This is a genomic window from Paenibacillus thalictri (genome assembly GCF_004307995.1).
In the GTDB taxonomy this organism is placed as follows: Bacteria; Bacillota; Bacilli; order Paenibacillales; family NBRC-103111; genus Paenibacillus_AF; species Paenibacillus_AF thalictri.
Window position 1 is genome coordinate 52768 of sequence record NZ_SIRE01000014.1, and the last position, 12956, is coordinate 65723.

A 12956-nucleotide genomic window follows, 5' to 3' on the forward strand; every position below is an offset into this window, starting at 1 on the left:
CCTATTAAAAAGTCCTTCGCCCGATGCCTTGTCCGAGCTCCGCGCCTTGGGCGATCAGCTTGCGCTGCAGCTCGAGAATAGGCACTTCCCGGAGCGGGATGTTCCGTTCGGCGCTGATCGCTGCGGCAACGCCGGCCGCTTCGGCTTGAGCCATCTGAATCGGGATCACACGAGTCGAAGACATCGCTTCGTGTGTGGCGGAAATCGGCCTGCCGGCAACAAGCAGACGTTCCAGTCCTTTGGGCAGCAAGCAGGAAAACGGAATTTCATACGTGCTGACTTTCGTGGAGACGATGCCGCCATGATCGGGAGTGTGGATATCCAGATGATACCCGCCGAGACAGATCACATCGTCAAAATGTTTGCTGGTGATCAGGTCTTCGCCGGTTAGCAAGTAATCCCCGACGATGTGTCGCGATTCCCGGATCCCGAGCTGGTGGGCCGTATCGATCAGATGAATGTTCTCGAAGCCGGGTGCGTACCGTTTCAAGAAATCGAAGATTTCCTTCATCTGCAGCAGTCCGTTTACTTCACCGGACGAATAGCTGCGGTTGTTGTTCGGATCGACGCCTTCCAGGCGGCTGGACACAACGATCATCTGATTGAACTTCGGCACAACAACGCCGACCAGATTTGCCCGCGGATATTGGATACCTTCCTGCACCGCCTGCTGGATATACTGCTGGAGCCCGCCAAGCACAAACACCTCTGCGCCCTCCATCTGATCGATCAGCGCTTGCACGGTTTCATCGGTCATCGCAAACGGGCGAATTTGCGTCGGATTCGCGCGGAAGTAACGGATCAGCGGTTTGACGTCGATATCCCCGACCCTGAATACCAGTGTCGACACTTGCGCTTTGTGATCCGAGCTTCTTCCGTACACGAAGTCCGCACCGGCGCGCACGGCGGCATCGCCGTCACCGCTGCAATCGATGACTGCTTTGGCCGAAAGCAACTGCTGGCCCTCCTTATTGTGCACGATAACGCCTTTCACTTCGCCGTTTTCAACGACCGTATCGGACAACAGGCAATGCAGGAAGAAATCGACGCCGTCATCGGCCAGCATTTTGGTCACCGTGTATTTAAACCAATGCGGGTCAACGCCAAGCACATCGCTTGTAATCGGGTCCATATAAAATTCGGTCGCGGCTCCCATGCTTTGCAAGTTACGGGCAATTTCGTAGGCGATCCCTTTGACAATCAGCTCGCCTGCGTTATTGTGGTAGCCAAGCAGCGGCAGTCCCGGGATCACGTTGCCTCCGACAAACCCGTTATATTCGACCAAAGCCGTTTTGGCTCCGTTGCGTGCGGCCGACATGGCCGCCACAATACCGGTAGCTCCTCCGCCGACAACAACCACGTCATAGCTGTATTGTTTTAACATTGGTGTTCCTCCTCGTTTGTAGTAGATGCATATTCCTGCATGCGGCCGAAACGGGCCGGCAGTCTGAATTTGGACCCGTTCTATCTGCCGCAATGCCGTAGCCTCCTCCGATTATCCCTTCATAGCCCCCATCGTAATGCCCCGCGTAAAAAAGCGCTGAAAGCACAGGAACAAAATCATAATCGGCAGCGACGCGACGGCGGCTCCGGCCATCATCATCCCGTAATCGGTAAGCCCGGCCATCGATGTGAAACCCGCCACGCCAAGCGGCATCGTTTTCATCTCTTCGGACTGCGTCACGACAAGCTGCCACATAAAATCGTTCCAGACGCGAACGACTGAGAAAATGGCCAACGCCGCCAATGCCGGTTTTACCAGCGGTACGATCATTTGGAAGAAAATACGCAGCTCTGAAGCCCCGTCCATTCGTGTGGCTTCGATCATTTCCGTCGGAATCGATTGGATGAACTGCCGCATCATAAACACGCCAAAGGCGTAACCAAGCTCGGGAAAAATAAGCGCGGAATACGTATTGAACCAGCCGAGATCGCGGATCAGCTTGAACAGCGGCACCAGCAGCACGTATTTGGGCAGCATCATCGTTGATATCATCAAAAAGAAAATCAGATTCGAGCCCTGAAAGCGGATTTTGGCGAAAGCATAACCGGCCAGCGCGCTGAGCAGGCAAATGAGCAGCGTGGCGCTGAGCGATACATAGACGCTGTTGAGAAACCAGCGAACGGCCGGAGTATTGCGAAACAGGAGCACATAATTATCCCATGTCAGAGGGGCGATCCATTTATTGACGTTAAACGAATGTTTGAACGAACCGAGCATCATCCAGACGAAGGGAAGCAGAAAGAACAACCCGAAGGGCAGCATGACCAGCAGCTTCCAGAAGGCGGTTCGCGGTGCGGTTAAGCGATTCAAAGAACATCCTCCTTAATATTCGACCTTTGATGTCATCGAACGAAATTGAAATATCGCCACAAGGCCGACGATCAGGAAAAGCACGATGCCCATAGCCGAAGCCGTACCGAACTTGTTCGTATTAAACGCCTCCACATACAGCTCGTAAATGATCGAAGTTGTCGTATGGTCAGGTCCGCCGGAAGTGAGCAGATGGATGAAAATAAACGTCTGAAACGCATTGATCGTTGTAATGACAACGCTATAAAGCGTTGTAGGCATCAGGAGCGGCATCGTAATGCGGGTGAATTGCTGCAGACGGCTTGCCCCGTCCACCTTGGCCGCCTCATAGTAATCGTTAGAGATGCTGCCCATCGCAGCCGTATATAGCACAATCGGCTGGCCAACCGACACCGTCAAGATGATAAAAACGATCAGATACAAAGCCATGTGCGGATCGACGAACCAAATTTGCGCTTGTTGATGAAACAACACAAGCAGTCGGTTGGCCAGCGCCTCTTCGCCCGGGTTAAAAATCCAGCCCCATACCAGCGAAATCGCAACGGCAGAGGTGACGGTGGGCAAATAAAATACCGCGCGGAAAAAGCCGGTCCACCGCTCGCTCATCGAATAAATAAACGACGAGACCGCAAGGGAGAAGACGATCGTGCAGGGAACGATATACAGCACGTACAGGAACGTGTTTCCAAGCGCTCTAACAAACCGCTCTTCGCCGAAGATGTCCTTGTAGTTTTGCAGACCGACAAATACGTCGCCCGAGCGGCGGAAATCGAAAAAGCTCATCCGCACCGCTTCCAGCGCGGGATACAACGTAAAGACGATAAAAAAGACGGTGATCGGCAGCACGAATAAATAACCGTTCAGCTGCCGGCGGATGGCGAGGGCAGGAGCGCGTTTGCGTTTAACCGGAGACGGAACGTCCGCCGCCGATAATCCGGTGGGTTGTCTTGAAGCCATAAATTCCTCCCCTTTATTTCTGAGCCGGGCAGCCGGTTATTTCCGCTGCTCCTGAATAATTTTCGTATACTTCTCAAGCAGTTGATTGCCTTCCGTCTCCATTTTTTGCAATGCATCCTCCGGCGTCTCGCTGCCAAGAATCAGCTTCTGCAGATGGGCCATGTTGTTTTTGCGGATTTCATTGTAGCCCGGAGCGGCGAATCCTTCATTGACGGCATAAGGCAGCAGCTTGGCGGCAAATTCCATATTGCTGTCTTTCTCGCTGGCAAACAACGTCTTGTTAATGTCCGCGTATGCGCTGAACGAACTGGAAGCCTTAACGGCTGCCGCATTTTCTCTGCTTCCGAGGAACTTGGCGAATTCCACTGCGTATTTCAGCTTGTTTTGGTCTTTGTTTTTGAACACCGCCATGCCAAATGTGCCAAGCACCGTTGCCGATTTCTGCTTGCCGGGGAACGTCGGATAAGAGGTCATGATCATCTCGTAAGGCGCGGATTTTTTGTCGCGGATCGCCGCAAGTCCCCGGGAGTAATGCACCGGAGCGGCCGACATCGAGACAAGCTTCTGGTCGTAGAACAAATTGTACGCATCGGTCGCTTTCAGCGCCGCCGCTCCGTCGTTAATCAACTTTTCGTCGGCCAGCCGTTTCATAAATTGCAGACCGCTCAGCCCGGCCGGATTGTTCAGAGCGATTTTTGTAAATTTGTCGTTATACGTCGTTGCGCCGGCCGCCCAGATGTAGTTGAACATGAAGGCATCGCCCGATTCGCTTCCCGCAAATAACCCCGTGCCTTTGACGCCGGTTTTTTGCTGTACCTCTTTAATAAAGCTGATGAATTGATCCGTCGTCCATGTGCGCTCTTCGTCTTTAGGCAGCTTATCGGCCAGGCCGGCCTTGTCGACCAGCGTTTTGTTGATCAGCATCACATTCGGAGACGTGCCCCACGGAATGTAATAATGTTTGCCGTCACCGATCGTTGTCTGATCCCACAATGTAGAGATGAACGCGCCGGTATAATCCTTGCCCAGATGCTCGTCGAGCGGTTCGAGGTATCCCTGCTGGGCGTAGCCAAGAAACCGCACCGGGCCGTCCATCAACACATCGGGCGCCTCGTTGGCGGCCAACGCGACATTGACCTTTTGCGGGCCGTTGTTGAAGTCGAGCACCTCAACCTTCACATTTACGTTCGGATGCTGCGCCATAAACCGTTTGGCGGCATCCCGCTCGTAATCGCCGAGTTGTCCGCCTTGCTCCGTGCCATTAATGCCGCTCCATTTCGGATAGGTCCAAAATGTAATGTCTACCTTCGGTTCCGCTTTGCTTTCCTCTTTGGCAGCGGGTTTTGGTTCATTGGCCGGACCGGTTGTCGCGTTCCCGCCCCCGCCTCCACCGCAGCCGGCAATCAGCATCAAGGCCGCCGTGGCCAGCGCTATCGCTTTTGTTCGCATCGTGATCAACCCTTCCTTTTTGTCGTGAGCTTAAGTATTTCAGCAACGCATGCGTTTACGTAACTACTGTACCTTTTTTGCAAAGGCTCAGGTATAATACAAAATACAGATTTTCGTACATTTCACAGCTCGGTTGAAGGGAGAGCGTCAGGTGCAACGTGTACGCCGGTATTGGCAGAAGCTCAGCTTCTGGAAAACAAGCCTCGTCTGGAGTGTGACGATGGGCTACTTGCTAATGACGGCTCTTCCGTTTGCGGCTTCTTATTTCATTACGGCCACTTACTGGTGGAGTACGTCCAAGGAAGCGTCGATCCGCCATTCAGAGCAAATTTTACGGTTTACGAAAGATATGTTTGATGCCCAATTGCAGCAGATGGAGAAGCTTTCCGGTCTGTTATACTCCAACAATTCGCTGCTTTCCGCTTTGGAGCTTAATCCCCAGCTGCTGATGGAACAGCAAACGATCGAAATCAATCAAGCGTTCGACAAGCTGTTTTACGATATGTCGTATTCGCGCTCCGATGTGCTGAACTTCTACTACTTTAACCTTGACGGCAGCCTCCGATACCGGAACGGCGATCCGATCAATTACTTCAAATACCAAGTCCCAAATTCGCAATTTGACGAATGGTTTGAGCATACGCGAGCGGCTGACGGCAAGACGGTGCTAATCAGCAAGCCGCTGCCGTTTCACGATGAAAGCAAACCGGTGTTCTCCATTGCCAGGCTGATTAAGTTGGCTCCTTCTCCGATTGGCATTGTGCTGATCGATTTTAATTTTCAAGTGCTGCAGAGCATCATCGGCAAATCGGCCGTAGAGAAAAGCAGATTTATCGTCAGCGATTTCGACGGCCACATCATTACGCAAAATACGGACAAGACAGCCGTGTCCGACATGCTGGAGCCGGAAGTGCAATATTACGTCGCCGGCAACTTGGCAGGCTCGCGTACGATGGACATCAACGGCCGTTCCTACCTGGTCATCTATGACACGTTCGAACGGTATTCGATCAAGCTGATTCATCTCATCCCGACCGACTCGCTGATTTCTCAGAATATGGCTTACATGCTGCGGATGAATTCGATTATTGCCGCTGCAATGTGTGTGTTCATCGGTTTGTCGATTTATTATTTTCGCCGAAGGGTACAGCCTCTCCGCGAGCTTGCGCGCGTCATGCCGGGGAGCATCCGGGAGCCGTTCGACGAACGCGTGCAGGTGCTGCGGCAGGACGAAATCGGTCAGCTCGGCCGCAGCTTTAACCGGATGATGGAGCGGCTTCAGGAGCTGTTCCAGCTGGATTTTAAACATAAGCTCGACAAAGCGAAAGCGGAGAAAGCGCTGCTTGAAGCGCAAATCAATCCCCATTTTTTGTACAATACGTTGGATACGATCCGGTTCAAAGCGCTGGAGCAGGGCAACGGCGAAGTCGCCGATATGCTGTATGCGCTGTCGATTAATTTGCGCTATACGATCGCCAATACAAACACGAAGGTGACGGTGCGGGAAGAGGTCGAATGGCTGGAGAGATACTTGTATTTGCAAAAGCTGCGGTTTGGCAGCCGGTTTGAAGTGTTTTTTCAAATCGACGTCAGTGTGTACGAGATGAAAATATACCGGCTTATTCTCCAGCCTTTTATTGAAAATGCGATTTTGCACGGTTTCCAGAAAACCCGCCGGGGTGGGCTGCTGCATATCAATGGATACTGGGACAAAAGCGCCCAGCGCCTGACGTTCGAAATTGTCGATAACGGCTGCGGTTTCGATTATTTGATCGACGAATATGTCGACGATGAATCGGTGAAGCGGCTGAGCCGCGACCGGATCGGGATGCATAATGCGCTGAGACGATTGTTTTTGTATTACGGCTCGCAATGTCAAGCTTATATCCACAGCGTACCCGGCAAACGAACGGCGATTAAGATGATGATTGATATCGACGAGGTGACAGACGATGCGTTTACTGCTCATTGATGATGAAGAGATGATCCGCAAAGGTACCGCCTTATTGCTGCAGCAGTTGGAGATGGATATCCAAATTGTCGGCGAAGCGGAGGACGGCGAGGAAGGACTGGACAAGCTGCGGCTACTGGCGCCGGATGTCGCGCTGATCGATATTCGCATGCCGATGAAAAACGGGCTGGAGCTGATGAAGGAGGTGTACGAGCAGCGCTTGTCGCCCGCAACCAAATATGTGATTCTGACTGCCCACTCCGAGTTTGAGTATGCGCAAACGGCGATGCGTTACGGCGCCTGCGATTTTCTGCTCAAACCCTTGAGTGTCGGCGCGCTGCAAGAGCTGTTCGCACGGATCGCGCCTGCCGCGGAGGAGAACAAGGCAGTGCCGGCCAACATCGGGGTCACGCGCAGCCGCGAGTTTTTGGAAAGCAAGCAGATCAAACACGAGTTGGTCAGCCAGTTAATCCAATATATCGGGATGAATTACATGAAGGACATCCAACTGAACGATGTGGCCGACCACTTCAATGTGTCTCCCGTTTATGCCAGCAATGTGTTCAAAAAAGTGACGGGCACGACGTTTATCTCGTATTTGCAGCAATTCCGCGTAGAGCTGGCCAAGGCGCTGCTCGCTTCGGGCGAATACAAAATCAGCGAGGTCGCGTATATGGTTGGTTACGGCAACCTGACTTATTTCAGCCGTGTGTTTAAATCGGTTGAAGGTGTCACTCCGGGAGATTTTTTGCGCAGCCAGCACGATCAGAAAAGGCTTAAATAGCGGTGAACCGCGATTCCATAGCCCGTTCCCGCAAAACATAGTATAATTGTTAACAAAATATTAAACTGGAGGGGTAAGAGTTGACTAGACGGGCATTTATACGCTGGCTGCTGGCGTTGGGCGCTGTTGTTGCCGCGGTGGCGCTGGATTTGCCGAAGCTGATGCTGAAGCGGGAGAAAGAGGAAACGCTTCCAAGCGGGGCCGGAGAATCCGGCAAGCCGGCCAAAGCGGAACCTGCGCCGCAAGAAGCCAAACCGGCTGCGGCTGAAGTCAATACGGAACCGCTGTTGTCATATATCATCCTCAGCGATCTTCATGTGTCGATCTACGATCCGAATACGATTAAACACTTGAAGGAAGCGCTTGACGATATTACGCATTTCGAATCCAAGGTGGAAGCGGTTATCATCACCGGCGATATTACCGAATACGGGATAGAGAGCGACTACAAGGAATTTGAAAAAATCATCAAGGGCTACAAGCTTCCGCCGGTTTACGTCAATATGGGCAATCACGATTATTACCATGTGTGGATCGACAAAGACGGCGGCTTCAACAAAGACACGTTCCCGAACGGCAAGACGGATGCGCAGTCCCGCGATCGGTTCATGAAGTTTTTCGGTTTGCAGAAACCGTTTACGGACGCCAAGCTTGGCAATTACCAGTTTCTGATGATGTCGCAGGAGACGTATTCGCAGGAGAAACCGGAGGTTGGCGAAGGCGCGTGGTATTCCGACGAGCAGATGAATTGGCTGAAGACGAAGATCGGCGAGAACAAGGACGGCAAGCCGGTTTTTGTGATGATCCACCAACCGCTGCCCCCTGCAGGCAAGGATGGCGGCACTCATCAGCTGATCCGGGCCAAACAATTTCGCGAGACGCTCAAAGCGCATCCTAACGTATTTGTATTTTGCGGCCACCGCCACCAGGACTTCCAGAACGGCGTGCCGCATTATGAGAAAGAGACGTTTCACCTGTTCCACAATTCATCGGTTGGCCGTGTGTTGAACCGCCAGTACGAAAATGCCTCCAAAGAGAAAGCGCAAGGGCTGTATGTGCAGGTGTATCAGGATAAAGTGACAATCCGCGGCAGAGAGTTTCCGAAAAAAGCTTGGTTAAAAGAAGCCGACTGGACGATTCCGCTGACGAAGGTTTGACCGTGTGGCGCAGCGGGCTGGTCGGACTGCCGGGAAACCGGTGTGCTCCGGCGGGAATGGCCGCTGCAAGATAGCGGCGGCACGTTCAGAGCTCGTGTTTGCTGCAATACATGCAACAAAGCCCGGAACGGGGGACAGGCAGTTTTTACGCTGCGTATCCTTCGCTTCGGGTTTTGTTGGTTATAGGCGCGCCTTGGCAAACTGCTTTACTTTTTGATCGATTCATGCAAAAACGAACTGCCGTTCTTATAAAAGCGGGGGTCATATATGCCGAGTTCCTTGTCGTTGTTTACGACAACGACAAACGGTGACCACGTGTACAAAGTCAGCGCGCGCGGATTTTGTTTGAATAAAGGCTTCAGGTCGGCCGTATCGTCGGAGGCGAGCGATTCCCGCAAGCGGGGCTGGCTCCAGACATTGGCGTCCATAATATCGACTCTGCCATTCAGCAGCCCGAACACTTGAAACTGTCCGGGAACAAATCCCGCCGACACTTCGAGCCGGATGTATTCGCCCATGGCGCGGCTGTAAATCGTCGCCACCTGAATGAGCTGCAGCGCTGCATAGATGGCCATCACGGTCCAGGCTGCACGCAGAATGGAGTGGGACTTAAACCTTCTGACCAGCCAAACCCCAAGCCAGCCGAACGCGATCACAGCCCACAGCACTACGTCGACGATCGGAAGCGCTCCGAAGCTGACGCGGTAATGGCTGATCGGTTCGAAAAAACCGGTGCCCCACGTGTTCAGCATGTCGCTTGTATCGTGGATCAGCACACTGGTCACGCCAAGCCAGAAGATGCGCCTGTCCTTGCGCTTCCATAATGCGAAGCATACGAGTGAAAGCAAAAGCGCCCATACCGGGACCATAAACACCGAATGGGTAATGCCGCGGTGCCACATCTGCTGCATGATTTTGCCGGTTTCCGTAAACCCGGCAACAACGTCGATATCGGGAATGTTGCTGCCGATCACCGCGGTAAGAAACAGGCTTTTTTTGAGCGCGGGCGACAAGCCCGTTTTATTCAAAGCACCGTATAAAGTCAGCCCGAATAACGTGTGTGTGACCGTATCCATTATTTATTCTCCCCATGTATAAGTCGAAAACCTCTCCATTATCCATCGTAACACGGGCCAAAAGGCTACAGCAAGCGTCATTGCAATCACATGAGGGGAGGAGGACATTTGAGTCTGGAAAAGCGAAGTAAATGGCCCCGAAACATTCCATTCTTGCGACTCCGTTACTCATGCGATTGCCCTACAGCAAGCGCGGGCCTGTGGATTTATAACCATCGTCAGTGTATAATTGCTGTTAGCGAAAGATAGATGAAGGGACTTTTACGAAAATGACAAACGGTTTGGAACTAGAAGTATCAAAACGGCGCACGTTCGCCATCATTTCCCACCCTGACGCTGGGAAAACAACGCTGACCGAAAAGCTGCTGCTGTTCGGAGGCGCGATTCGTTTGGCCGGTACGGTAAAGGGCCGCAAAGCGAACAAACATGCGACGTCGGACTGGATGGAAATTGAGAAGCAAAGAGGAATCTCGGTTACTTCATCCGTGATGCAGTTTGATTATGAAGGACACCGGGTTAACATTTTGGATACGCCGGGTCACCAGGACTTCTCCGAAGATACGTACCGGACGCTCACCGCGGCGGACAGCGCCGTCATGCTGATCGACTCGGCGAAGGGTGTCGAGGCGCAGACAAAAAAGCTGTTTCAAGTATGCCGCATGCGGGGAATCCCGATTTTTACATTTATCAACAAGCTGGACCGCGAGGGCCGCAATCCGTTTGAGCTGCTGGAAGAGCTGGAGAACCTGCTTGGCATCCGCTCTTATCCGATGAATTGGCCGATCGGCTCGGGCAAGCAGTTCTGCGGCGTATATGACCGGCAAAAAACGCAAGTGGAGCTGTTTCAAGGCGACGACCATAAGCAAATCACTGTGCGCAAAGTGGAAGGTTATACCGATCCGCTGGTGCAGGAAATCGCCGGCAATTTCTTCTATGACCAATTGGCGCAGGATTTGGAACTGCTGGACGTTGCTGGAGATCCGTTTGATATGGAGAAAGTGCTGAGCGGCGAACTGACACCGGTATTTTTCGGCAGTGCGATCAACAACTTCGGCGTGCAAACATTTCTGGAAAACTTCCTGCAGCTCGCGCCATCGCCGGAGCCGCGCAACAGCAGCCAAGGCAAGATCGAACCGCTGGATAACAATTTCTCCGGTTATGTCTTCAAAATTCAAGCCAACATGAACCCGGCGCACCGCGACCGGATCGCTTTCCTGCGTATCGTATCGGGCAAGTTCGAACGCGGCATGACGGTGAAGCACGTGCGCGAAGGTAAAAATATTAAGCTGGCGCAGCCGCAGCAGTTTCTGGCGCAGGACCGGGATATCGTCGAAGATGCATTCCCCGGCGATATTATCGGTCTGTTCGACCCAGGCATTTTCCGGATCGGCGATTCGCTCAGCCAGAAAGGCGACATCGTGTTCGAGGAGCTGCCGACGTTCTCGCCGGAGCTGTTCTGCAAAGTGTCCGTGAAAAATGCGCTTAAATACAAGCAGTACCAGAAAGGGATCGATCAGCTGACCGAAGAAGGCATGATTCAGCTGTTCACGACGATCGGCTTCGAAGATACGATTATCGGCGTTGTCGGCCAACTGCAGTTCGAGGTATTCGAGTACCGGATGAAAAACGAATATGGCGTTGATGTCCAGCTTCACCGCACGAATTTCCAGTTTGCGCGCTGGATCACCGGCGATAAAGTCGATCCTGCTAAATTCCGCATTAATTCGCAGCTGGTTAAGGATAAGAAGGGCAACTTCGTAGCCTTGTTCGAGAATGAATACGCGATGCGTACGGCGATGGAAAAAATGCCGGACGCGAAGTTTTTGGAAACCGCGCCGTGACCGGAGAGCGGGTAAGTAAGTCGGGCAACCGTGCTTCTCTTCATGAGCAGCACGGTTTTTTTATAACATCGGAATTTAAGTTTTCACCGGAGCTGAACAAATGCTAAGATAGTTTAATTATTTAAAGCGGTGAAGCGAGATTCGAGGAAGCAAATGTTTGACAGATTTGTACGGATAACCTCATAATGACTCTGTAAATCTATCATTTTATTCGCGCAGTTTTAGCATATCTTCAAAAATATGAAATGTATTGTTTTTGTCATTTATAGACACAGCTTTTCTTAAGGAGTGAGTATTATGCTGCGTGTTATGCTGGTGGATGACGAGGAGCATGCACTTGCAATTCTGGAAATTTTTCTGCGTGAGTTTGAACATGTAGATATTGTAGGCAGCTTTACGGACCCGTTTCAGGCGCTTGAGCAGCTTGAGACATTGAGGCCGGATGTCGTATTTTTGGATATTCAAATGCCGCGCCTGATGGGAATTGAGGCGGCCGAGCGGATCAAAGGCCTTCTGCCTGAAATTCAGTTCGTATTTACGACCGCCTACTCCGAATATGCGGTGCGAGCTTTCGAGATTCAATCCGTAGATTATTTATTGAAGCCGTTTACAAAGGAAAGGCTGCGGAATACGATTTCACGCTTCAAAAAAGCCGGGCCAAGCAGCAAAGCCAATCTGGCCGCGGATATGATGCCGGAGATTTACATTCAATGCTTCGGAGGTTTTCATATCCATACCGCAAGCGGGATCATGTCGTGGAAAACAAACAAGGAAAAGGAGCTTTGCGCCTTTTTGGTCCACCATAGGGGGAAGCAAGTCGATGCCGCAACGATTATTGAATCGCTTTGGCGGGAATTGGAATTAAACAAAGCGAAGACATACTTATATACTTGCATGTCCTTTTTGCGCAAAAGTTTTTTGGCAAACGGCATCAATGACAAAGTCGATAAGGCCGGCAGAGGTTACGTGATCGAATTGGCCGGGATCGAAAGCGATGTGGCCGCATTTTTGACGATTGTTGACCAGGCGGCTGCGGAAGAGGCAATGGACGAAAAGCGGTACGAGAAGTTGAACGTTTTAATGAAAGGCGACTATATGCAAGGCTGCGATTACGATTGGGCGATATGGAAGCGGGAAGAGCTGAAGAACAAATATGTGCAGACGCTCAGAATCGCCGCCAAGCATTTTTTGAGAAAAGGGAACATTCCTTTGGCCGCGGACAGTTTGCAGCGTATATTAACGATTTCGCCCGACTCCGAGAAAGACGGCAGGGATTTGATTCGGCTGTGCATCAATACGGACAAACGCAACGAAGCCTTAAAAGTGTACCGACAACTGGAGCAGGCGGTTCGCGGCAATCTGGGTGTCGAACTGGAAGAAGAGACGGTGCGGTTATATAAAAGCGTCACTCTTTTTAACTATTAAGG

Annotated in this window: 10 protein-coding genes; 5 read left to right on the plus strand and 5 right to left on the minus strand. The window is 51.8% G+C overall.

The annotated features are described in order from the left end of the window. Positions 1-4 precede the first annotated feature (4 nt). The 4 genes from EYB31_RS19910 to EYB31_RS19925 all read right to left on the minus strand — a co-directional run bounded on the left by EYB31_RS19910 (position 5) and on the right by EYB31_RS19925 (position 4720). On the minus strand, positions 5-1384 hold the full coding sequence (locus EYB31_RS19910) for an FAD-dependent oxidoreductase (protein ID WP_131015168.1): 1380 nt from the start codon (positions 1382-1384) through the stop codon (positions 5-7). A 111-nt stretch (positions 1385-1495) separates the two neighbouring features. Then, positions 1496-2314, minus strand: a complete 819-nt coding sequence (locus EYB31_RS19915) for a carbohydrate ABC transporter permease (RefSeq protein WP_131015169.1) — start codon at positions 2312-2314, stop codon at positions 1496-1498. A gap of 12 nt (positions 2315-2326) precedes the next feature. After that, positions 2327-3271 carry a carbohydrate ABC transporter permease gene (locus tag EYB31_RS19920; protein ID WP_131015170.1) on the minus strand — a complete coding sequence of 315 codons (945 nt, stop codon included), beginning with the start codon at positions 3269-3271 and terminating at the stop codon, positions 2327-2329. 36 nt (positions 3272-3307) lie between these two features. Further along, positions 3308-4720 carry an ABC transporter substrate-binding protein gene (locus EYB31_RS19925; RefSeq protein WP_131015171.1) on the minus strand — a complete coding sequence of 471 codons (1413 nt, stop codon included), beginning with the start codon at positions 4718-4720 and terminating at the stop codon, positions 3308-3310. Positions 4721-4871: 151 nt separating this feature from the next. Here EYB31_RS19925 and EYB31_RS19930 point away from each other — a divergent pair, with 151 nt between their 5' ends. The 3 genes from EYB31_RS19930 to EYB31_RS19940 all read left to right on the plus strand — a co-directional run bounded on the left by EYB31_RS19930 (position 4872) and on the right by EYB31_RS19940 (position 8612). After that, on the plus strand, positions 4872-6692 hold the full coding sequence (locus EYB31_RS19930) for a cache domain-containing sensor histidine kinase (RefSeq protein ID WP_131015172.1): 1821 nt from the start codon (positions 4872-4874) through the stop codon (positions 6690-6692). Continuing rightward, positions 6673-7455: a response regulator transcription factor gene (locus tag EYB31_RS19935; RefSeq protein WP_131015173.1), complete on the plus strand. Its 783-nt coding sequence runs from the start codon at positions 6673-6675 to the stop codon at positions 7453-7455. Before EYB31_RS19930 ends, EYB31_RS19935 begins: the two co-directional genes overlap by 20 nt. An 80-nt stretch (positions 7456-7535) precedes the next feature. Continuing rightward, positions 7536-8612: a metallophosphoesterase family protein gene (locus EYB31_RS19940; RefSeq protein WP_240762627.1), complete on the plus strand. Its 1077-nt coding sequence runs from the start codon at positions 7536-7538 to the stop codon at positions 8610-8612. A 206-nt stretch (positions 8613-8818) separates the two neighbouring features. Here EYB31_RS19940 and EYB31_RS19945 read toward each other — a convergent pair whose 3' ends face one another. Then, the gene (locus EYB31_RS19945) at positions 8819-9688 is read right to left on the minus strand and encodes a metal-dependent hydrolase (protein WP_131015174.1); all 870 of its coding nucleotides are present in this window, start codon (positions 9686-9688) and stop codon (positions 8819-8821) included. Positions 9689-9957: 269 nt separating this feature from the next. Here EYB31_RS19945 and EYB31_RS19950 point away from each other — a divergent pair, with 269 nt between their 5' ends. Further along, positions 9958-11529 carry a peptide chain release factor 3 gene (locus tag EYB31_RS19950; RefSeq protein WP_131015175.1) on the plus strand — a complete coding sequence of 524 codons (1572 nt, stop codon included), beginning with the start codon at positions 9958-9960 and terminating at the stop codon, positions 11527-11529. A gap of 297 nt (positions 11530-11826) precedes the next feature. Continuing rightward, entirely contained in the window at positions 11827-12954 is a 1128-nt protein-coding gene (locus EYB31_RS19955; RefSeq protein WP_131015176.1) for a response regulator, read from the plus strand. Positions 12955-12956: the final 2 nt, after the last annotated feature.